This is a genomic window from Niveispirillum fermenti (assembly GCF_048066175.1).
In the GTDB taxonomy this organism is placed as follows: Bacteria; Pseudomonadota; Alphaproteobacteria; order Azospirillales; family Azospirillaceae; genus Niveispirillum; species Niveispirillum fermenti.
The window spans coordinates 52,622-74,251 of record NZ_JBLTXA010000002.1 but is presented as its reverse complement, the minus strand read 5'-3'; the positions used below and the strand labels follow the sequence as shown (position 1 = coordinate 74,251).

The 21,630-nt window shown below is 66.4% G+C and carries 20 protein-coding genes; 10 read left to right on the top strand and 10 right to left on the bottom strand.

What is annotated here, in order from left to right:
* Window positions 1-13 precede the first annotated feature (13 nt).
* Window positions 14-325: a hypothetical protein gene (locus ACM9LZ_RS02175; RefSeq protein WP_416617695.1), complete on the top strand. Its 312-nt coding sequence runs from the start codon at window positions 14-16 to the stop codon at window positions 323-325.
* Window positions 322-2,889, top strand: a complete 2,568-nt coding sequence (locus tag ACM9LZ_RS02170; RefSeq protein WP_416617694.1) for a beta-glucosidase — start codon at window positions 322-324, stop codon at window positions 2,887-2,889. The genes ACM9LZ_RS02175 and ACM9LZ_RS02170 overlap by 4 nt, the downstream gene beginning before the upstream one ends.
* Window positions 2,890-2,989: 100 nt before the next feature.
* On the opposite strand, the gene ACM9LZ_RS02165 is transcribed toward ACM9LZ_RS02170, so the two are convergent.
* On the bottom strand, window positions 2,990-3,595 hold the full coding sequence (locus tag ACM9LZ_RS02165; protein ID WP_416617693.1) for a TetR/AcrR family transcriptional regulator: 606 nt from the start codon (window positions 3,593-3,595) through the stop codon (window positions 2,990-2,992).
* Between the two features lie 149 nt (window positions 3,596-3,744).
* On the opposite strand from ACM9LZ_RS02165, the gene ACM9LZ_RS02160 reads away from it, so the two are divergent.
* Together ACM9LZ_RS02160 and ACM9LZ_RS02155 are read left to right on the top strand one after the other, a co-directional pair.
* Window positions 3,745-5,265, top strand: coding sequence for a flavin-containing monooxygenase (locus tag ACM9LZ_RS02160; RefSeq protein WP_416617692.1), 1,521 nt, complete (start codon window positions 3,745-3,747; stop codon window positions 5,263-5,265).
* The gene (locus tag ACM9LZ_RS02155; protein WP_416617691.1) at window positions 5,262-6,083 is read left to right on the top strand and encodes an SDR family NAD(P)-dependent oxidoreductase; all 822 of its coding nucleotides are present in this window, start codon (window positions 5,262-5,264) and stop codon (window positions 6,081-6,083) included. Before ACM9LZ_RS02160 ends, ACM9LZ_RS02155 begins: the two co-directional genes overlap by 4 nt.
* A gap of 5 nt (window positions 6,084-6,088) precedes the next feature.
* Here ACM9LZ_RS02155 and ACM9LZ_RS02150 read toward each other — a convergent pair whose 3' ends face one another.
* Window positions 6,089-6,571, bottom strand: coding sequence for an Lrp/AsnC family transcriptional regulator (locus ACM9LZ_RS02150; protein WP_416617690.1), 483 nt, complete (start codon window positions 6,569-6,571; stop codon window positions 6,089-6,091).
* A gap of 365 nt (window positions 6,572-6,936) precedes the next feature.
* On the opposite strand from ACM9LZ_RS02150, the gene ACM9LZ_RS02145 reads away from it, so the two are divergent.
* Window positions 6,937-8,250 (top strand): APC family permease, encoded by a 1,314-nt coding sequence (locus tag ACM9LZ_RS02145; RefSeq protein WP_416617689.1) that lies wholly within the window; start codon window positions 6,937-6,939, stop codon window positions 8,248-8,250.
* A 44-nt stretch (window positions 8,251-8,294) separates the two neighbouring features.
* Here the strand turns inward: ACM9LZ_RS02145 and ACM9LZ_RS02140 are convergent, their stop codons facing one another.
* The 3 genes from ACM9LZ_RS02140 to ACM9LZ_RS02130 are packed head-to-tail and all read right to left on the bottom strand — an operon-like array spanning window position 8,295 to window position 10,410.
* Complete coding sequence (locus tag ACM9LZ_RS02140) at window positions 8,295-8,843, bottom strand: gamma carbonic anhydrase family protein (protein WP_416617688.1); 549 nt, start codon at window positions 8,841-8,843, stop codon at window positions 8,295-8,297.
* On the bottom strand, window positions 8,840-9,895 hold the full coding sequence (gene argC / locus ACM9LZ_RS02135; protein ID WP_416617687.1) for an N-acetyl-gamma-glutamyl-phosphate reductase: 1,056 nt from the start codon (window positions 9,893-9,895) through the stop codon (window positions 8,840-8,842). The genes ACM9LZ_RS02140 and argC overlap by 4 nt, the downstream gene beginning before the upstream one ends.
* A gap of 53 nt (window positions 9,896-9,948) precedes the next feature.
* Complete coding sequence (locus ACM9LZ_RS02130; RefSeq protein ID WP_416617686.1) at window positions 9,949-10,410, bottom strand: GNAT family N-acetyltransferase; 462 nt, start codon at window positions 10,408-10,410, stop codon at window positions 9,949-9,951.
* Window positions 10,411-10,664: 254 nt separating this feature from the next.
* Between ACM9LZ_RS02130 and ACM9LZ_RS02125 the strand changes: the two genes are divergently transcribed.
* From ACM9LZ_RS02125 to ACM9LZ_RS02110, 4 genes are all read left to right on the top strand, one after another.
* Window positions 10,665-11,915 carry an MFS transporter gene (locus ACM9LZ_RS02125; protein ID WP_416617685.1) on the top strand — a complete coding sequence of 417 codons (1,251 nt, stop codon included), beginning with the start codon at window positions 10,665-10,667 and terminating at the stop codon, window positions 11,913-11,915.
* Between the two features lie 119 nt (window positions 11,916-12,034).
* Window positions 12,035-13,054 (top strand): alpha/beta hydrolase family protein, encoded by a 1,020-nt coding sequence (locus ACM9LZ_RS02120; protein ID WP_416617684.1) that lies wholly within the window; start codon window positions 12,035-12,037, stop codon window positions 13,052-13,054.
* Complete coding sequence (locus tag ACM9LZ_RS02115) at window positions 13,055-13,603, top strand: AAA family ATPase (RefSeq protein ID WP_416617683.1); 549 nt, start codon at window positions 13,055-13,057, stop codon at window positions 13,601-13,603.
* Between the two features lie 135 nt (window positions 13,604-13,738).
* Window positions 13,739-14,233 carry a PaaI family thioesterase gene (locus ACM9LZ_RS02110; protein ID WP_416617682.1) on the top strand — a complete coding sequence of 165 codons (495 nt, stop codon included), beginning with the start codon at window positions 13,739-13,741 and terminating at the stop codon, window positions 14,231-14,233.
* On the opposite strand, the gene ACM9LZ_RS02105 is transcribed toward ACM9LZ_RS02110, so the two are convergent.
* The 3 genes from ACM9LZ_RS02105 to ACM9LZ_RS02095 form a co-directional block, all read right to left on the bottom strand.
* Window positions 14,199-16,079 carry a response regulator gene (locus tag ACM9LZ_RS02105; RefSeq protein ID WP_416617681.1) on the bottom strand — a complete coding sequence of 627 codons (1,881 nt, stop codon included), beginning with the start codon at window positions 16,077-16,079 and terminating at the stop codon, window positions 14,199-14,201. The two genes, ACM9LZ_RS02110 and ACM9LZ_RS02105, sit on opposite strands and share 35 nt — an antisense overlap.
* Window positions 16,080-16,109: 30 nt before the next feature.
* On the bottom strand, window positions 16,110-16,493 hold the full coding sequence (locus ACM9LZ_RS02100; protein WP_416617680.1) for a response regulator: 384 nt from the start codon (window positions 16,491-16,493) through the stop codon (window positions 16,110-16,112).
* 134 nt (window positions 16,494-16,627) lie between these two features.
* Window positions 16,628-17,434 (bottom strand): IclR family transcriptional regulator, encoded by an 807-nt coding sequence (locus ACM9LZ_RS02095; protein ID WP_416617679.1) that lies wholly within the window; start codon window positions 17,432-17,434, stop codon window positions 16,628-16,630.
* Between the two features lie 170 nt (window positions 17,435-17,604).
* Between ACM9LZ_RS02095 and ACM9LZ_RS02090 the strand changes: the two genes are divergently transcribed.
* Window positions 17,605-19,776: a malate synthase G gene (locus ACM9LZ_RS02090; protein WP_416617678.1), complete on the top strand. Its 2,172-nt coding sequence runs from the start codon at window positions 17,605-17,607 to the stop codon at window positions 19,774-19,776.
* A 69-nt stretch (window positions 19,777-19,845) separates the two neighbouring features.
* Here ACM9LZ_RS02090 and ACM9LZ_RS02085 read toward each other — a convergent pair whose 3' ends face one another.
* Together ACM9LZ_RS02085 and ACM9LZ_RS02080 are read right to left on the bottom strand one after the other, a co-directional pair.
* Window positions 19,846-20,742 carry a hydroxymethylglutaryl-CoA lyase gene (locus tag ACM9LZ_RS02085; protein ID WP_416617677.1) on the bottom strand — a complete coding sequence of 299 codons (897 nt, stop codon included), beginning with the start codon at window positions 20,740-20,742 and terminating at the stop codon, window positions 19,846-19,848.
* A gap of 40 nt (window positions 20,743-20,782) precedes the next feature.
* The gene (locus tag ACM9LZ_RS02080) at window positions 20,783-21,538 is read right to left on the bottom strand and encodes a substrate-binding periplasmic protein (RefSeq protein WP_416617676.1); all 756 of its coding nucleotides are present in this window, start codon (window positions 21,536-21,538) and stop codon (window positions 20,783-20,785) included.
* Window positions 21,539-21,630 lie beyond the last annotated feature (92 nt).

Below are 21,630 nucleotides of genomic sequence, written 5' to 3'. Positions count from 1 at the left end.
GGAGACGCGACCAATGAAGACCCTGCTCCCCCTTCTCACCGCCATGGCGATCCTTCTGCCCGTGCCCGTCGTGGCCGCCCAGACGGCCGCCGCGCAGACGTCAGCGGCCGAAGCGAAATTTTCGCTCGATACGCCGATCGAGGAACTGGCCGCGCATGAAGGCGCCAAGGCGGCGCTGACCAGCACACTGCCCGGCCTGCTGGAAATCCCGCAATACGAGATGGTGAAGGGCCTTTCCCTGCGCCAGCTTCAGCCCTATTCCGGGGGGCACCTGACCGACGAATTGCTCGCCAAGACCGAAGCCGCCCTGGCGGAGGTCCAATGAGAAGGCCTTTGCTGGGCCGGTTGGCGGTGGCCGGCATCGCGCTGGCCATGACCTGTCATCTTCCGGCCCCCGCCCTGGCCGGCGATGCCGCCCCCGCGGCAGCCGGCCAGACCCACGCCGCACTGACCGTGAAGGTCGATGAGTTGATCCGGCAGATGACCCTGGACGAGAAGATCGATCTTCTCGCCGGGGCCGGCATCATGGAACTGAATGGCGTGCCCCGGCTGGGCGTGCCCTCGATCAAGATGACCGACGGGCCGACCGGGGTACGCTCGCACGATGACATACCGGCCACCGTGTTCCCGGTGGGTGTGGCCGTGGCGGCAACCTGGAATCCGGAACTGGCCGGCCGGGTCGGCGGGGCCATCGCGGACGAGGCGCGGGCCCACGGCGCGTCGGTACTGCTGGCCCCCACGGTGAACATCGTGCGCACCCCGCTATGGGGCCGAAATTTCGAAACCTATTCGGAAGACCCGCACCTTTCGGCACAGATGGGCCTGGGCTATGTCCAGGGTGTGCAGGCGAAGGGGATCGGCGTCTCCCTGAAGCATTTCGCCGCCAACAACCAGGAAACCAACCGTTTCTTCGTGAATGCCAGGCTGTCGGCCCGCGCGCTGCGGGAAATCTACCTGCCGGCCTTCGAAACGGTGGTCAAGCAGGCCGACCCCTGGTCGGTCATGGCCTCCTACAACAAGCTGAACGGCACCTATGCCACGCAGAACCGCTGGCTGCTGACCGACCTGCTGAAGAAGGAATGGGGCTATCCGGGCATGGTCGTTTCCGACTGGGGCGCCACCCACGCCACGGCGGCGGCCGCAAATGCGGGCCTGGACCTGGAAATGCCGGGACCGCCCGCCCATTTCGGAGACAAGCTGCGTCAGGCCGTCGAAAAGGGCGAGGTCGGCCTGGACCAGATCGACGAGAATGCCGGCCGCGTGCTGCGCCTGATCCTGCGATCCACGGTCAGGGAAGGCGGCGACGGCACCATCCCGGCCGACATGAAGTCCGCCCATGCCGAACTGGCCCGCACCGCCGCGCGTGAAGCGATCGTGCTGCTGAAGAACAAGGACCTGCTGCCGCTGCCGTCCGATATCCGCACACTGGCCGTCATCGGCCCGAATGCCGATGTCATCCGCGTCCAGGGCGGCGGCAGTTCGGCCGTGGTGCCCTTTGCCTCCATCCCCACTCCGCTGGCTGCCCTGCGGGAGGCATTGCCCGGCACCCGCATCATCCATGCCCAAGGCGTGGATAACGAGGAAACGCCGCCCGCCGCCGATGCCGCCATGCTGAGCCCCGATGAGGCCCGCAGCCGCAGGGGGTTGCAGGCGGACTATTTCGCCACGGCCGATCTGGCCGGCCCGCCGCTGCGCAGCGAGGAGGCAACGACCTTCGTCAAGCGGATCGCCGGCAATGTGCCCGATGCCAAGACGATCGGCTATGCCGGTCTGCGCTGGTCGGGCTGGTTCTGGCCGGAGCGCAGCGGACGGCACGAATTCAGCGTGCGCGGGACGGGCCGTGCGGTGCTGTCGCTGGATGGCCAGACGATCCTGGACCGGTCGGTGAAGGGACAACCCGATCCACGTGACGTGATCGGCTTTCCCGTCCTGCGCCGCACCGTTGCCCTGGACCTGGAAGCCGGGCGCGGTTACCGGCTCCAGCTCGACTATGCGACGGGCCAGACACCATACGAAGCGCTGGTCCTGGGCATCCGGCAGCCGCTTCCGGCGTTCGAAGCAGCGGTCGCTGCCGCGCGGGAAGCGGATGCCGCGATCGTGCTGGTCGGTTCCTCCTCCATGACCGAAGGGGAAGGCTATGACCGCACGACGCTGGCCCTGCCGGGTGAGCAGGACAGGCTGGTCAGGGCCGTGGCTGCCGCGAACGGGCGCACCGTCGTGGTGGTGAACAGCGGCGCCGCCGTCACCATGCCCTGGAAGGACGAGGCCGGGGCCATCCTGCAGCTCTGGCTGCCGGGACAGGAAGGGTCGCGCGCCCTGGCCGACCTGCTGTTCGGCAAGGCCAATCCGTCGGGCAGGCTGCCCGTCAGCTTTCCGGCGGCGGACGGCGATATCCCCATGGATCTGGCCGCCCTGGACAGCGATTATGCCGAAGGGCTGCTGGTGGGTTATCGCGGGCTGGAGGCCCGGGGCGTGACGCCGCTCTATCCCTTCGGGCACGGGCTTTCCTACTCCACCTTCAGCTATGGCAGGCTGAAGGCCCCATCGCGCATCCGCGGCGGGCAACCGGTGACGGTCACGCTGGACCTGCGCAACAGTGCCGGCCCGGCGGGGCAGGAGGTGGTGCAGCTCTATGTCGCCCCGGCCAGCCGGGATGCGGCGGAGCCTCTCCGGCAGTTACGCGCCTTCACCAAGGTCGCCTTGCAGCCCGGTGAGCGCCGGCAGGTCAGCCTCACCCTTGATCCGCGCGCCTTTGCGGCCTGGGATGAGGAAACGGGGCAATGGCGGGTGAAGCCCGGCGACTACACGCTGCTGGTCGGCAGTTCCGCCGGCGATATCCGCCAGCAGGGCCGCCTGAGGGTCAGCGGCGGTGCCGCCACGCTACCCTGACCCGCGACGGTGATCCCTTCCCCCGTACCCCTCCCGCCACCCCGGACGGCAGGGGTACGGGGCCTCCGGACAGAACCGGAACCCGACAATAAACAGCCCGTCAATAAAAGGAAGGCAGCAGCCGGGCGACCATCTTGCGGGCCGCATCGGGTTCCCGGTCCAGCGTGTCCCGCATGAAACCCCCGATCAGGGCATCAGCAAAGGCATTATGCGCGATGAACAGGATGCTGGACTTGATACGCCCGATGGTGACCTCGCTGTCCGGCGGCAGACGGCGCCCGATATCATCCACCAGCGACTGAACCGCCATGCGGATGGGCTGGAACCGGTCCGTCTCACCACTCAATGTGATCCAGGCCGCCAGTTTCGCAGCGCCGCCCTGGTCGAAGGCATCGAACACAAGGTCGATCATTTCCCGCTGGGCCGCCGGCTCCTCCGACAGGATCTTGGCGACGGCCTTGCCGAGCGCGTCGTTCAGATCTTCCAGCATGCTGCCCATCAGCGCCGCCTGAAGACCCGCCGCCGATCCGAAATGGTGGATCAGGTTGACATGCGTCATGCCGATCCGCCGTCCCACCTCCTGCAACGTCAAGGCACCGGGGCCGGCCTCCAGCAGGCAGGCGCGCGCTGCCTCCAGCGCCAGACGGCGGACTTCCTCGGGTGTACGGCGCGGGCGCCGGGTTGGGGGCGGATTCTCTGTCGGCATGGTGGCCACCATAGGACGGCATCCGCCGCCGGTCGAGGGTTTCAGCAGCCGTCAAGGGATCGCAAACGGTCCACTTTCCCCTACGGAAAGTGCTTTGCCTGACCGACCACCCATGATATTTACATTAATGTAAATAATAGGAGGCATCGATGCCCCCCGATACCCAATCCCCCCCCTATGCCGACCAGGACCCGATCGAGAAGCTGGATGTGCTGATCGTCGGGGCCGGCCTGTCCGGCATCGATGCCGCCTGCCGCCTGACCATGCATTGCCCGCAGAAGAAATGGGCCATCGTGGAAGCGCGCGACCGGATCGGCGGCACGTGGGACCTTTTCCGCTATCCCGGCATCCGGTCCGACAGCGACATGCATACGCTGGGCTTTCCCTTCCGTCCCTGGAAGGGAAAGGCGGCCATCGCCGATGGGCCCGCCATCCGCGACTATATCGAGGATACGGCCCGGGCCTATGGGCTGATGTCCCATATCCGCTTCAACTGCCGGGTCACGGCGGCCAACTGGTCCAGCGACGAACAGGCGTGGACCGTGACGCTGTCCACGCCGGACGGGGACCGGCGGGTCCGTTGCGCGTTTCTTTATCTGTGCAGCGGCTATTATCGCTATGACCGCGGCTTCGCACCGGATTTTCCGGGGGCCGACAGTTTCGGGGGCCGCATCGTCCATCCCCAGCACTGGCCGCAGGACCTGCCCCTGGCCGGCCGCCGCGTCATCGTCATCGGCAGCGGGGCCACGGCCGTGACCCTGGTGCCGGCCCTGGCGGAACGGGGCGCTCAGGTGACGATGCTGCAGCGCTCCCCCACCTATATTGTCTCCCGGCCGCGGCATGATGGTCTGGCCGACCGCCTTTACCGCTGGCTGCCGGACGGTCCGGCCTCCGCCCTGGTGCGCTGGAAATATATCGGGTGGAGCCTGCTGACCTACCGGCTGGCCAAAAGGCGGCCGGAGCAGGTGAAGCGGCACATCATCGAGGCCATCCGCGCGGCGCTTGGCAGCGGCATCGATGTCGACCGGCATTTCACACCGGCCTATGCCCCCTGGGACCAGCGTGTCTGCCTGGTCCCCGACGGAGACCTGTTCGCGGCACTCAAGACGGGCCGCGCGGGCATCGTCACAGGTCGCATCACCGGTTTCACGTCCGATGGCATCCGGCTGGAAACGGGGGAGGAACTGCCGGCGGACATCATCGTCACGGCCACAGGCCTGGAGATGCGTCTGCTGGGCGGGGCGGAATTGCGGGTTGACGGCGTGCCCGTCGATCTGGCCGACCGTCTGGTCTACCGGGGCATGATGCTGGGCGATGTGCCGAACCTCGCCCTGGCCTTCGGCTATGTGAACGCCTCCTGGACCTTGAAATGCGATCTGACGGCGCGGCAGGTCTGCCGCCTGCTGAACCATATGGACCGGCAGGGGCTGACGGTCTGCGTGCCCCGGTCGGCAACGGCCGGGCCGGGCCGGGAACCTCTGCTGGGCTTCAATTCCGGTTATGTCCTGCGCGCAGCCCCGCATCTGCCGGCCCAGGGGGAAAATCCGCCCTGGCGCGTGCATCAGAATTATCTGGCCGATCTCGCCTCCTTCCACCTGTCCGGCCCCGCCGACGGCACCCTGGCCTTCCATGGCCCGGGCCGGACCCGACCCGATGGGGACACACCATGACCCGACCCATGCGACTGCAAGGCCGCACGGCCGTGATCACCGGCGCCGGCGGCGGCATCGGCCGCGCCATTGCCATGTCCCTGGCCCGGCGCGGCTGCGGGCTGGTACTGACTGATATCGACCCCGACGCGGCAAAGGCCACCGCCCTGACCGCCGCCGGTGATCATGGCGTCCCTGCCAGTGCCTATGCGCTGGATGTCGGCGACGCTGCCGCCATCGCGGCCTTCCCGGCCCTGGTGACGGCCGAACATGGCGGCGCCGACATCCTGGTCAACAATGCCGGCGTGGCGTTAAGCGGTACATTCCGGCAGGTGTCGGCGGCGGATTTCGACTGGCTGATGAATATCAATTTCCAGGGTGTCGTGCGCATGACCCGCGCCTTCCTGCCGCTATTGTCGGACAGCGACGATGCCAGGCTGGTGAACCTGTCCAGCATCTTCGGCATCATCGCGCCGCCGGGACAGGCCGCCTATGCCGCCAGCAAGTTCGCCGTGCGCGGCTTCAGCGAAGCCCTGCGCCATGAACTGGCCGGCAGCCGGATCGGCGTAACGGTCGTGCATCCGGGCGGGGTCGCCACCGCCATCGCCGCCAGCGCGCGCCAGCACAAGGACATGACGCCGGAAATGCGGGCGGAGCAGAAGGCTCTGGCGGGGCGCATGCTGAAGATGCCGCCGGCCGAAGCCGGGGAGATCATCGTCAGAGCCATCGAACAGCGCCGTGACCGCGTGCTGGTGGGCCGGGATGCCCGCATGGCCGAACTGTTCCAGCGCCTGTTTCCCTCCCGCTACTGGTCCCTTATCGGACCGAAGCGGCGATAGGCGGGCTACAAGGCCTTGCCGCCGCGCAGCGGCAGGGCCGTGGTGTATTTCATCTCCTTCAAGGTCACGGTGGATTGCACATCCACCACGCCCGGCAGCTTCAGAAGCACATTGAAGATGAATTCCTGATACCAGGGCATGGACATGGCATCGACCTTCAGCATGATGTCCATTTCCCCAAAAATTGTATAGCATTCAAGGATTTGTGGCGTCAGCTCGATGGTTCGTATGAACTGCGCGCGCTGTTCGTCCGTCAGCGTCGTCATCTTGATGACGGCGAAGATCACCATGCCCGGGCCCAGCTTTTCCCGGTTGAGCAGGGCCACCTGCCCCTTGATATAGCCTTCCTCCTTCAACCGCTGCAGGCGGCGCCAGCAGGGCGACTGGGACAGGCCGACCTTATCCGCCAGTTCGCCGGTGGAGAGAGACGCATCCTTCTGCAACTGCTCCAGAATGCGGATATCTGCGGCGGATAGTTCCTCGGACATGGATTTCCCCTGGCTCCCTGTAATCTCACCCGTCCGGCATGCTGATCCCGGCTTGGGGATATTCCCAATATCATTATCCAATGATCGGGCATTATCCGGTATCAACTTTCCGGAAACAGATCATACCGAGGATAATATCGATCGGCCGCAGACCGCCAGCGCCGTAACAGGCATACCCGGATGGCATACCCGGATAACAGACCCCATTCCATCCAGGGGTGCTGCCGGCATCCAAGGGGCATAGAAACTTCCACAACCGGCCCAAACCCGGAAAAACTTCCCCACCCGCATACCCTATCCTGCCAGAACAGCGGCAGAGCCGCATGAACCGCGCATGAAGCAGCCAGAACCAGGAACGCCCCGTGATGACAGATGCCAAGCCTATCCCCGATGCACCGGAATTGCGGCAGGGTATCGATCTGGGGGGCGTGGTGGCGCTGGGCCTGGGATCGGCCGTGGGGGTGGCCATCTTCTCGGCCATGGCGCCGGCGGCGGGGCTGGCGGGGCCGGCCATGCTGCTATCGGTTCTGGTCGGTGCGCTGCCGATCTTCCTGATCGCCGTCAGCTATGCCTTCCTGGGCTCCACCCTGCCCGTTTCCGGCGCATCCTATGAATGGCCGGCGCGGTTCGTTCATCCCAAGGTGGCCTTCTTCATCACCTGGCTGCGGCTGGTGGCCAATATGGGGGCCATGGTCGTGCTGGCCCTGGTGCTGGTGCGCTATCTCTCCATGATCGTGCCCTTGCCAACCAAACCCACCATGTTCGCCCTGTTCGTGATGGCCCTGCTGGCCAATCTGTTCGGGGTGCATATCGCGGCCCGGGCGCAGAAGGTGCTGATGGCCCTGGTGGTGGTGCTGTTCGCGATATTCATCGTCTGGGGTGCCGGCACGGCAGTCGACCTGTCGCACCTGACGCCTTTCACACCGCACGGCTGGATGGCCGTGATCGCCGCCGCCCCCATCCTGACCGGCCTGTTTGCCGGGATCGAGGCGGCGACGGAGGCCGGCAGCGAAGTGAAGAACAGCCGCCGCAACATCCCGCTGGGCATCGCCCTGTCGATCGGGTCGGCGACACTGCTCTATCTGGGCGTCGCCTTCGTGGCGCTGGGCGTACTGGGGGCCGGTGACCTGGGCGCCAGCGAGGCACCGATCCTGGAGGCGGCGCAGCGCTTCATGGGCCCGGCCGCCATTCCGCTGATCGTGCTGGCCGCCACCGCTTCCATTGGCAAGTCCCTGAACGGCCTTTTCATGCTGTTCAGCCGCAGCCTGTTCGCCATGGCCAGGGCGGGCGTGCTGCCGGCAGCGCTGGCCCGTGTGCATCCGACCTGGCAGACGCCCTACATGGCATTGCTGGCCGTTTTCGCGCTGGGCTGCGTGGGCCTGTTCCTGCCCATGGAACTCACATTCCTGTTCCTGGCGGTGAACATTCCCAATCTGGTCAAATATGGCACCATCTGTCTGGCGGCGGCCCGCGTCACCCGGGACCATCCCGATCTGTATGACCGTGCCGGCTTCAAGCTGCCCAAGCCCCAGATGCTGCTGGTAGCAGGCCTGGGAACCTTGTCGTCACTGGTGCTGATTGTCGTGGGGTTCGAGGCGGACTGGCGCCCCTATGCCATGCTGTCGGCCTGGGGCGTGGTGGGGGCGGTCTATTACATTGTCAGCCGCCGGGGACGCTGACCGCCCCCCGGCCATGGCATTCTGACGGACGGCATGCGGCCGCGTCATTCGACGCCGCCGCCGACCTCCTCCAGATAGGTCTGCGCCATTTCCGCGTAATGCGGGGCGATGGACATCTGTATCCGCAGGTCCTCTTCCGTCAGGGCGCGCAGGAAGCGGGCCGGGCTGCCGCCCCACAATTCCCCGGACTTCACCCGCTTGCCCGGCGTGACCAGCGCCCCCGCCGCGACCATGGCGCCCGACTCCACGACGACCCCGTCCATGACACAGGCCTTCATGCCGATGAAGGCCCCATCCTCCACCACGCAGCCATGCAGCAGGGCCAGGTGACCGATGGTGACATTGTCGCCGATCGTCGTGCTGAACCGGTTCTTGGTGCAATGCACGACGCTGCCATCCTGGATGTTCGTGTTCTTTCCGATGCGGATGGAATGCACGTCGCCCCGGATGGTCACGTTGAACCAGATATTGCTGCCGGCACCGATCTCAACGTCACCGATGACGACGGCGTTGGACAGGAACGCCGTCGGATCGATGACGGGAACCTTGCCCTGGTAAGGCAGGACGGTCGGGATGGCACGGGTCTGGATCATGGGAACACCGGTATAACGTCGAGGCCGAGCGTTTCGTCGAAGCCGTGCATGATGTTGAAATTCTGCACGGCCTGACCGGAAGCGCCCTTCATCAGGTTGTCGATGACCGATACCAGGATGGCACGGCCGGGGATGCGGTCGGGGAAGACATTGATCAAAGCCAGGTTGGACCCGGTCACGTGACGGGTCTGCGGGCCGACGCCGGGGGAAAGGACCTTGACGAATGCCTCCCCCGCATAGGTCTGTTCCAGGGTCGCGCGCAGGTCGGCGGCCGTTGCCCCGTCCTTCAGGCGGACATAGGTGGTGGCCATCATGCCCCGGTTCATGGGGATCAGATGCGGGGTGAAGGCAACCCGCAGATCGGTGCGGCCCGCGGCCCAGCCCAGGCTCTGCTCGATCTCCGGCGCGTGGCGGTGGGATGCGATGCCATAGGCATGCATGCCCTCGGCGACCTCGCAATAGAGGCTGCCCTGCTTGGCATCGCGGCCGGCACCCGACACGCCGGACTTGGCATCGATGATGATGTCATCACCGGCGATCAGTCCCTGGCGCAGCAGCGGCAGCAGCGGCAGCAGCGATGCGGTCGGATAGCAGCCGGGATTGGCCACCAGCCGCGCCCCGGCCACCTGGTCACGCGCCATCTCGGCCAGGCCATAGACGGCGGTTTCCTGCAAGACCGGGGCCTTGTGGGCATGGCCATACCATTCGGCATAGGTGGCGACATCGAACAGGCGGAAATCAGCCGACAGGTCGCAGATCCGGACATGGGCCGGCAATGCGGCGATCACTTCCTGCGTGGTGCCGTGCGGCAGACCGCAGAAGACGAAATCAACCCCCGTCCAATCCACATCGGCGATCCGTGTCAGGGCCGGCAGGTCGTAGGGGGCCAGGTGGGGGAACACCTCGGCCACCGGCTTGCCGGCCGCCCGCTCCCCCGTCAGGGCGGTGATGCGCACATGGGGATGGCGCAGCAGCAATCGCATCAGCTCGGCACCCGTATAGCCGGAAGCGCCAAGGATGGCGACGCGGACGGGGGTGGAAGCGCTGGACATGTACTGCAATCTCCTGGTCAACGGATGGGAGCCGTCATTCTGGCTACCGTCCGTTACAAATACAGCTTCATGCCCTCATGCGAAGCATCAAAGCCAAGGCGCTGGTAGAACCTGTGCGCATCGGTCCGTCGCTTGTCGGTGGCAAGCTGCACCAGCCCGCAGCCGCGTGCCCGTGCCATATCAAGGCAATTCTCGATCAGGACGGCGCCCAGCCCCTTCGACCGGAAGGACGAAGCGACGCGCACCGCCTCGATGGTGCAGCGGCGCATGCCGCGGCGACCCAGGCCGCGGGCATAATTCAACTGCGCCATGCCGATGACGCGCCCGTCCAGGTCCAGCACCAGGATTTCCGCGCTGGGGTCCAGCATGATCTCGTCCCAGGCCTCGTAATAGGGTTCCAGGTCGCCATCCTGCTCACGGGTGCGGCCCAGCATGTCATCGCCCAGCAAGGCCACCATCTCCGGCACGTCCCGGCGCTGGGCCACGCGCACAACCACATCATCCTTGATCGACATCCGGTCCCCCTGAAAGCGAATCCCATCATAGGGCCTGCGAACGCCGTACCGAACCGATTTCAGCATGCGCAAGCGGTTGAAAAAACATGACGGAACACATGATTGCCGCCAGAATCCCCGCCGCTCCCTTCCCCCATGCCAACGGTCCCGCGCGGCCCTGCCTTGCAGGATGCGCCCTTATCGCACCGCAAGGGCGCGGCGCATAGTTCCCGCCCGCCCGCCCGCCCGCCCGCCCGCCACCCGGTCCCGGTTCCATGTCCGACGCTTCTCCGGTCGATCAGCCGACCAGTCCCTTCGCCTATGTGCCCTATCGGCTTTACTGGTTCGCCCGCATCTGTTCGATCCTGGCCTTGCAGATGCAGATCGTGGCCACGGGCTGGCGCATCTATGACGTGTCGGGCAGTGTCATGGCGCTGGGCTTCGTCGGGCTGGCGGAATTCCTGCCATCCATCCTGCTGGTGCTGGTCACGGGCCATGTGGCGGACCGGTTCGACCGGCGCCGGGTCATCAATTTCTGCCAGGGGCTGGAAGTGACGGCCATGCTGGTTCTGTGGTTCGCCCTGTGGGACGACAACAGCGCCATCTGGCCAGCCTTCATTGCCGTCATCATCCTGGGCACCGCCCGGGCATTCGAAATGCCGGCGGCCGCATCCCTGGTCCCCAACCTTGTGCCGCGCGCCATCTTCCCGCGCGCCGTGGCCCTGAATTCAACAGCATGGCAGGGGGCGGCCATCGTGGGCCCGGCCCTTGGCGGGCTGATCTATGGCCTGATCGGCCATTGGGTCTTCGCGGTCAGCGCCGGCCTGTTCGCCGTGGCCTTCACCCTGGTCTGCTTCATCAGGCTGGCCCCCAGGGTCCGGCCCGAGGCGGTGAAGAAGATCAGCCTGGAAACGCTGTTCGCGGGCTTCCGCTTCATCTGGGGCAAGCCCATCGTGCTGGGCGCCATCTCCATGGACCTGTTCGCCGTGCTGCTGGGCGGGGCGACAGCACTGCTGCCGGTACTGGCCAAGGACCAGTTCCATGCCGGACCGGAAATGGTCGGCCTGCTGCGGGCCAGCCCCTCGGTCGGGGCGCTGGCCACGGGCCTGCTCCTGGCCTTCCGGCCCGTGCGCCGGCGCGTGGGCCTGACGCTTTATGTCAGTGTGGCCGTGTTCGGCATCTGCACCATCATCTTCGGTTCCACCGCGTCGGCACTGGTGGCCGGCGGTGCCCTGGTCGTCATGGGGGCGGTGGACATGATCAGCGTCTTCATCCGGCAATCACTGGTGCAACTGGAAACGCCCGACGACATGCGCGGCCGCGTCAGCGCCGTCAGCAGCCTGTTCATCGGTGCGTCCAACCAGTTGGGGGAGTTCGAATCCGGCGTCACAGCCCATTGGTGGGGCGCCAGCATCTCGGTCATTGTCGGCGGCATGGGCACGCTGGCCATCGTGGCGCTCTGGTGCGTGCTGTTCCCGGCCCTGCGCAAGGTGGACCGTTTCCCCGGCGCGGTGGAGCGCTCCTGACCCCTTGCGGGCACGGGTGAACAAGCCTCAGCCACGAACCGGACTTGTTCATTCGACAGCGGCGCCGGCCGGCCCGATCCTGTACCCGATCACGCGATGACGGGAAACGGAGGGACAGCATGCCGGATATCGCCCCGCCCGCGCTGGCACGGCAGGACCGGACCGGCGTTCCCTTCCGCGTCATGGCAGGCGATGGCATGCCGCTGGGCGGCTTCATCTGGAGCCATGGGGAAAGCCGCCCGGGCCGGCCGCTTGTCGTCATCACGGCCGCAACCGCCGTGCGCTGCCGCTATTACGCACGCTTTGCGGCCTATCTCCACGCCAATGGCTTCGACGTGCTGACCTATGATTATCGTGGCATCGGCGAGTCGCGCCCATCGTCCCTGCGCGGATTGAGGGCCGATTGGGCCGATTGGGGCGAGAAGGACCTGGAGGCCCTGCTGCGCTACGCCCAGGCCGCCTTTCCCGGCCAGCCATTGCAGGTGGTCGGTCATTCCATCGGCGGCTTCGCCATCGGGCTGGCTCCGTCCAACGGTGTGGTGCGGCGCATCCTGACGGTCGGCGCGCAATATGCTTACTGGCGCGACTATGCAGGCGACCGGCGCTGGCGCATGGTCGTGAAATGGCATCTCGTCATGCCCGCCCTGACGGCCCTTCTGGGGTATCTTCCGGCCCGGCGGCTGGGCTGGATGGAGGATCTGCCCGCCGGCGTGGTCCGTGACTGGAGCCGGATGCGCGCCCGGTTCGAGGATACGGTCCGCCCCGGCCGCATGCATGACGGCCAGCGGGAGGGCGACCATCTGGCGCTGCGCTTCCGTCAGGTGACGGCACCCACACTGGCCATCGGGCTGGAAGATGATCCGCATGGCACCGTGACGGCCATCGACCGGCTGCTGGACTATTTCACGAACAGCCACCGGACCCATTGGCGTATCGCCCCGCGTGAGATCGGCCAGAAGGCCATCGGTCATTTCGCCTTCTTCCATGACCGGTTCAAGGATAGCCTGTGGCCCGTGGCGCTTGCCTGGCTGCTGTCCGGGCAGATCCCGGCCTGGGCACCCGGCCATCCGGCGGCATCCGCCGAGAGGCAAGCCGAATCCGCTTTCAGATCACTTCAGCAAACATCAATAAGATATTGAATGAAAAACTATTTTGTTATCACCGGCGGCCCTGGATCAGGTAAGACCACCCTGGCCGAAGCCCTGCAGGCCCAAGGCATGATATGCATGCCGGAAGCGGGACGCGCCATCATCCGGGACCAGATGGCCATTGCCGGCACGGCGTTGCCATGGGCCGATCGCGCGTCGTTTGCCGAACAGATGCTGGGCTGGGAGATGCGGTCCCATCATGAGGCCGGCCGCCACGGCAAGGCGCCTGTGGTTTTCGACCGCGGCATCATCGACGTCATCGGCTATCTGCGCCATTGCGGGCTGCCAGTGCCGGGGCATGCCGCGCGGGCGGCATCTCTGTTCCGTTATCATCCCTTTGTCTTCGTGGCCCCGCCCTGGCCCGCGATCTATGTACAGGACGCGGAGAGACGCCAGGATGCGGACGAAGCGGCGGCGACCTGCCGCGCCATGGAGGACGCCTATCGCGCCCATGGCTACAGCCCGATCGCCTTGCCGCTTGCCCCCGTGGCGGCAAGGATCGCTTTCGTGCGGGACCATGTCGCCAGATGGCAAGCATGAGCGGCCGACAGCATCGGCAATACCGGCAAGGATGAAATCGCCTTCACGCCTGGTTCAGATTTTCTCATGCCTGAACCCGATCTGCGGCCGATAGGATCGGTTCGAACTGCAAACCAGGCCGGGAGGACCGAAAGCATGGCGGAAATCGGGGCGCCACTGACGGCGGATGTGGAACAGAGGGTGCGCGACAGTTTCGCCCGACAGGGGCTGATGGCGCATCTGGGGGCGCGCCTGCACCGGCTGGGCCATGGCCTGGCCATCATCCAAATGCCCTATCGACCGGAACTGACACAGCAGCATGGCTATTTTCATGCGGGCGGCAGTTCGGCCATCGCGGACAGCGCGGGCGGCTATGCGGGCTTCACGCTCTTTCCAGCCGACAGCTCGGTCCTGACCGTGGAGTTCAAGCTGAACCTCCTGAACCCCGGCCAGGGCGACTATCTGGAAGCCGTGGGCCGCGTGGTGAAGGCCGGGCGCACCCTGACCGTCTGCCAGTTGGAGGTGTTCGGCTGCACTGCCGACAGCCGCAGCATGGTGGCGGTCGGCCAGCAGACGCTGATCTGCCTGCGCGACCGGCCTGACAGCGCCGCTGCGGTCAGCCGCCCTCCCGCCCGGCCCGGCGGCGGATGACGTCCCCCATCGGGAATTCCAGATGGCAGCGTATGCCATCCTCCTCGAACAGCAGCGAGGAGGAGCCCTGAAGCTCATAGGCGATGGATCGCTGGATCAGTGTGGACCCGAAACCGGCCGGTCCCGGCCGGTTGGCGGGTGGCCCACCTGTTTCCTTCCAATCCAGCACGATGCGCGGCCCGGCATCGCCCGGCTGTTCATCGGGCAGGGCCCACCGCACGCAGACATGCCCGCCGGGCTGTGAGAAGGCCCCGTACTTGGCGGCGTTGGTCGACAGTTCGTGGAAGATCAGGGCCAGGGCCAGCGCTGCCTTGGGACGCAACTCCACCACGGGTCCGTCCAGATCGACATCCTGGGGTTCCTGGGCATAGGGATTGACCTCGTGCCGGACCACCTCGTCCAGGCGCACCCATTCCCAGAAATGGTCGGCCAGAAGGTTATGCGTCTCCGACAGGGCGCGCAGCCGCCCTTCGAACGAGCGCCAGAAATCGTCCGTCGTGGCGTGCCGGCGGCGCGTCTGGCTGCCGATGGACAGGACGGTGGCCAGCGTGTTCTTCACCCGGTGCGACAATTCCGCCATCAGCAGGGCCTGGCGTTCCTCCGCCTGCCGGCGTTCGGTCACATCGATGATCTGGACAACGGCCCCGGACGGGCCCGGATCCCCGTCCAGCGGCGTGATGGAGAACAGCACGGGCACCACCCGCCCATCCGGTGCAACCAGCGATGCCGCTTCTTCCGCCACGGCGGGGATGGCGGCACCGGGTTTGCGCAGCAGGCCCAGCCGACCGAAAAGATCGGCACTGGGCACGTCATCGCCCAGCAATTCCATGGCCGGCGGATTGAGATAGGTGGCAACGCCGTCGGCGTCGGTCAGCACCAGTCCCGACGGCACGTTGCGCGTGATCGTGGTGGTGATCAATGCCTGATCGGCCAGCCGCCGGTTGGCTGCCGCCAACTGATCGGCCAGCAGGGCGCGGGTGCGGGCGGCGTTGCGCTCCGCCTCCAATTGCAGGGCCCGTCCCTCGCGTTCGCGGAAATCGGCCAGCAGGCGGCGGTTCTGCTCTTCCAGATACCGGCGGCGCAGAATGGCCCGCAGCCGGGCCCGCAGCGGCGGCAGTGCATCCTCGGTGAACAGGTCGTCGGCGCCCGTGGCCAGGATGTCGCGCACCGAATGCTGATCCAGGTCGCCGCGATGGGCCAGGATCATTGCTGTCTGCGCATCGTCGGCCCGGTGGTAGCGCCGGCAGAGCGCCAGCCCGTCCATATCGGGCAGCACTTCCGCGATCAAGGCCACGTCGAAGGCGCCGTGGGCCAGCATGGGCAGCGCCGTGGCACCTTCCCGCACGGTCTGGATATGGCAACCTTCCTCCAGCAGCAGGCCGCGCAGGTCCTCTGCCGGGCCGGGGTCGAACCCCACCATCAGGGCCTGGGGCTGGCGGAAATGGGTTTGGGGCAGAACATCGACATCCGCGTCGCGCCGCGCATGCCGCAGCAATTGCGCCACCCGCAGCAGCAGCAGCGACGGGTCGGTCGATTTCGGCAGGAAATCGTCGGCCCCGCTTTCCAGCCCCTCCCGCTGACGCTGCGGCGTCTCGTCCGCGGTCAGCATCAGGATCGGCATGGAAAGGGTGGCCACATGCAGGCGGATCAGCCGGCACAAATCCGCCCCCTGCAGGCCGGGCAGGTGGTGATCCACGATCAGCAGGTGCGGCAATGTGCGGTTCAGAACCGGCAGGGCCGCTTCCGCACTGTCCACCTGTTCCACGCCGTACCCTTCGTCCTCCAGCAGGAGACGCAGGCGCAGGGCCTGGGTCGGACTATCCTCCACCAACAGGATACGCGGCACTTCATCACCCTTCCCCGTCCATCGCGCCCGTCAGGCGTCGGACAGCGTCTCATGCATCTGCGGACAGAAGGTCGCCAGCGCCAACCGGGCCAGTTCCCGCTCCTCCACCGGCTTACGCAGGTGGGGTCGTGACCGCCATTCGGGCGGCAGGCCACCGGCATCGTATCCGCTGGTCAGGATGAAGGGGATATCCCGTTCAGCCAGTGCCGCGGCCAGCGGAAACACCAACTGTCCGGAAAGGTTGACGTCCAGGACGGCCCCGTCGATGCGGTCCTGGTCGGCCAGCGTCAGGGCCTGTCCGACGCTGCCCACGGGACCGGCAACGATGAACCCCAGATCGGCCATGATGTCGGCGACATGAATGGCGATCAGAAATTCATCCTCGACAACCAGTATCCGCTGGTCACTCCTCATACTCACCCTGTCCTGCCATCAACAAAAACGATTCCGGAGCCTTATACTACCCCCTGAACCGGGACTTGACGCTAAGCGTTGTGCTTTATTCCGAATGGCCTATCAAGGCCGAAGGCACGTACATCATCCGGCCATCATCCGGCCGGACCCAAATCTGCCGGGGGGCGGCCGCCAATCTCCGCCGTGATGCGCAAGGCTGCCTCCCGCGCCAGGCCGCCCAGCGTGGCGATGCGGCCATCCGTGATGCGCGCCATGGGCCCGGACAGGGACACCGCACAGACCGGATCACCATGTTCGTTGAAGACCGTGGCGGCCACGCAGCGCAGTCCCACGGCATGTTCCTCGTCATCGATGGCATAGCCGCGGGCGCGGCTCGCCGCCAAGTCCGCGTGAAGATCGGCCAGCCCCGTCACGGTGCGCGCCGTCATCCGGGCCAGCCCGTGCCGGGCGGCATGCCGGTCCAGGCCGGCCGGGGCCAGTGCGGACAACAGCGCCTTGCCCACGCCCGAGCAATGCATCGGTACCCGCGCGCCCAGCCGGGCGAAGGTGCGCATCATCTCCCGGCATTCCACCTGCGCCAGATAAACGGCCGCCCCCTGATCCTCGATTGCCAGATTGACCGTCTCCCCGCTGGCTTCCATCAAGGCACGCATATGGGGGCGGGCCATGCGCACCACGTCGCGGGTGCGCAGGAAGCCATTGCCGGCGATGAAGGCCTGCACACCCACGGACCATAGTCTGGTTTCGGCATCGAAGCGCACATACCGTTCCGACTCCAGCGATGTCAGCAGCCGGTGCGCCGTGGATGCAGCCAGACCAACACCCGTCGCCACTTCCGTCAGGCTGGCCCCGCCATCGGCCTGGGCCAGATGGTTCAGGATGGCAATGGCGCGGCCCAGGACCTGGACATTGCCGCTGCTGTCGGTGCCGGATCTGGCCATTGCTGTCGGTCCCTGTTCTGGAATATCGCCGCCCGGGGCAGCAATAGATAGCACCGGAACCCATCAATTTCCACATTGTGGAAAGAGTTCCATGATCAGTTGCGTCGCACCCGGCCCGCTGCTACGCCTTGTGCCAGCCATAACAGCCCGCCACCAGGGGAAGAGCGATCATGTCCGCCACCGTCGATGTCCATGGCCTGAAGGTCGATGCCGAACTGCACCGCTTCATCGAGACCGAAGCCCTGCCCGGCACCGGCGTGGACCCGGCCGCCTACTGGCAGGGATTCGCGGCCCTGTTCCGCGACCTGTCGCCCGTAAACCGTCGCCTGCTGGACCGCCGCGACGCGCTGCAGGCCAAGATCGACGGCTGGCACATCGCCCGGCGCGGCCAGGATATCGATGCGGACACCTACGAGGCCTTCCTGCGCGATATCGGCTATCTGGTGCCGGAGGGACCGGACTTCACCATCACGACGGCCAATACCGATCCGGAGGTCAGCCAGGTTGCCGGGCCGCAGCTTGTCGTGCCCGTCATGAACACGCGCTTCGCGCTCAACGCCGCCAATGCCCGCTGGGGCAGCCTTTACGATGCACTATACGGCACCGATGCACTGGGTGATGTCGGCACGCCCGGCGCCCGGGGCTACGATCCGGTGCGCGGTGCCGCCGTCATCGCCAAGGGGCGGGAGGTGCTGGACCAGGCGGCGCCTCTGGCCACGGGCAGCCACAAGGACGCCAAGGGCTATCGCGTTGCCGACGGCGCCCTGGCCGTGACGCTGGCCGACGGGTCGGTAACCGGTCTGGCCGATGCCGGACAGTTCAAGGGCTATGACGGCGATGCCGCCGCACCGTCCAACATCCTGCTCGTCCATCATGGACTGCATCTGGACATCGTCATCGACCGCGGCCATTCGATCGGCAAGTCCGATGCGGCCGGCGTCGCCGACATCGTGCTGGAATCGGCGCTGACGGCCATCATGGATTGCGAGGACAGCATCGCCGCCGTCGATGCCGCCGACAAGGTCACGGTCTATCGCAACTGGCTGGGGCTGATGAAGGGTGACCTGACGGCGACGTTCGAAAAGGGCGGCCGCACCATGGACCGCGCCCTGAACCCCGACCGCACCTACAAGAGCGCAGATGGCACCGGCAACGTGACCCTGCACGGCCGCTCCCTGCTGTTCATCCGCAATGTCGGCCACCTGATGACGATCGACGCCGTCACGCTGGAGGATGGGTCCTGGGTGCCCGAAGGCATCCTGGACGGCATCGTCACCAGCCTGATTGCCCTGCACGACCTGCGCCGCACCGGCGGCCTGTCCAACAGCCGGGCCGGCTCTGTCTATATCGTCAAGCCCAAGATGCATGGACCGGAGGAAGTGGCCTTCGCCAACCACCTGTTCGACCGGATCGAGGATGTGCTGGGCATGGCCCGCCACACGCTGAAGGTCGGCATCATGGACGAGGAGCGGCGGACCACGGTCAACCTCAAGGAATGCATCCGCGCCGCCAAGGACCGGGTCTGCTTCATCAATACCGGCTTCCTGGACCGTACCGGCGACGAGATGCACACCTCCATGCAGGCCGGCCCCATGATCCGCAAGGCGGACATGAAGGCCGCCGCCTGGATCGGGGCCTATGAGAACTGGAACGTCGATAACGGCCTGGCCACCGGCTTCCGTTCCCATGCCCAGATCGGCAAGGGCATGTGGGCCATGCCCGACCGGATGGCGGAGATGCTGAAGGCCAAGATCGGCCATCCGATGGCGGGTGCCACCACAGCCTGGGTCCCCTCGCCCACCGCGGCCACGCTGCACGCGCTTCACTACCATCAGGTCGATGTGGCCGCCCGGCAGGCCGAACTGGCCAGCCGCCCGCGCGCCAGCCTGCGCGACATCCTGACCATCCCCCTGGCACGCGGCATCAACTGGTCCGAGGCGGAGATCAACGAAGAGCTGGAGAACAACGCCCAGGGCATCCTGGGCTATGTCGTGCGGTGGATCGACCAGGGCATCGGCTGTTCCAAGGTGCCGGACATCCACAATGTGGGCCTGATGGAAGACCGGGCCACGCTGCGCATTTCCAGCCAGCACATCGCCAACTGGCTGCTGCACGGGGTCTGCACGCAGGCGCAGGTGCTGGCGGTGATGAAGCGGATGGCCGCCGTTGTGGACAAGCAGAACGAGGGCGACCCGCTCTATCGCCCCATGGCGGCGGATTTCGACCGCTCCATTGCCTTCCAGGCCGCCTGCGATCTGGTGTTCAAAGGCGTGGAACAGCCCAGCGGTTATACGGAGCCCTTGCTGCACCATCACCGCCGCGCCCTGAAGGCGCAGGGCTGACCGCCGGCCCGCCAAGCTGCCGCCTTTCCGATGCAGGAAGGGCGGCGGCATCTGCCATCGGTGGGGGTATCAGCCGGCGCGGCCAGCCAGCGCCCGGCCGACCTTGCTGCCATTGGGCCGGGCCAGTTCCGCGCTGATCCATTCCCCGATCGCGGCCAGCCTGTCCAGGTCGACGCCCGTGGACAGGCCCATGCCGTTCAGCATGTACAGCACATCCTCTGTCGCGACATTGCCCGATGCGCCCTTCGCATAGGGGCAGCCGCCCAGGCCCGCCACGGCCCCGTCCAAAACGCGGGCCCCCAGCTCGATACAGGCCAGGATATTGGCCAGCGCCTGGCCATAGGTATCGTGGAAATGCAGGGCGATGCGGCCCATAGGCACATCCTCCGCCACGCGGCGCAGCATGGCGCGTGCCGCCCCCGGCGTGCCGACGCCGATCGTGTCGCCCAGGCTGACCTCATAGCAGCCCATCGCCATCAGGCTTGCCGCCACCTCCGCAACCCTGGCCGGGTCGACGGCGCCATCATAGGGACAGCCCAGCACGCAGGAGACATAGCCCCGCACCCGCACCCCGGCGGCCCGCGCCCGATCCACCACGGGCCGGAACCGGTCCAGGCTTTCCGCAACGGTGCAATTGATGTTCTTGCGGCTGAACCCTTCCGATGCGGCGCCGAACACCGCCACCTCGGTGACGCCGACGGCCAGCGCCGCTTCCAGCCCCTTCTCGTTTGGCACCAGCACGGGATAGGTGATGCCCGGCCGTCGGTCGATGGCCCGCATCAATTCGGCACTGTCGGCCATCTGCGGCACCCATTTCGGGCTGACGAAGGCGCCCGCCTCCACCACCGACAGGCCCGTAGCGGACAGGCGGTTGACCAGTTCCACCTTGGTGGCCAGGGGAACCAGGGTCTTTTCATTCTGCAGGCCGTCGCGCGGGCCCACCTCGACAAGACGGATGTCGTGCATGTTCATGTCCGGGGTTGTGGGGCGGGAAGATCAAAAAGGCTCAGCTTGCCTTGCTGGCGGGCAAGGGTGCCGGTCCATGGCCGGACAGCACCATATCCACCTGGGCCATCAGCGGGGCGAAGGGCGACGACCGGCCGATGCACAGGTGATAGGGCTGCTGTGCCAATGTGTGTGGCAGTTCGGACAGCCGGCCCGCAAATTCCGGGTCCGCCAGACGGTGGCGCAACGAGACGGCATTGTCCACAACGGCATCGACACGGCCATTGGCCACCAGCCGAAGGGCACCGGCCAGATCGGTGGCCCAATGGATATCCAGTCCCAGAGGGCGCAAATGCGCTTCCGCCCAGCCCGAACCGATATAATGGCCGACGCGGAACGGCGCCAGATCGGCCAGCGACCGGACCCGTCGCAGGGCATCCAGCCGCGGATTGTCGCGCGCGGCCACGATGCTCATGGGAAAGCGGAACACGGGCGTGGCGCTGGCCAGGACATAGGCCATGCGTTCGGGCGTGGGCACGGTCAGGAAACCATCGGCCTCCCCGCCGCGTACCATGGCCTGCGCGCGGGCCCAGGGAAAGGCCTGATGCTCCACCGTCTGCCCCAGCCGGTCGTGCAGCACGCTCTGGGCCGCATCCACGAACATGCCATGCACGCGACCCGCATCGTCCACCTGCGAGAAGGGGACGAAATCCCTGAAATACACCATGCGGAAGATTGCAGGACGCGCCTGCGCCGGGCGCCAGGACAGCGCCGTGGCGACGGTCAGCCCCCCCAGGAAGCCCCTGCGAGAGAACATGGCGATGCCCCATCGTTCCCGACGTCAGCATGAAGTGTAGCCCAGAAATTCCTTGAGGAAAACAAGCGTGGAGACGAGGCCGGATGACAGTT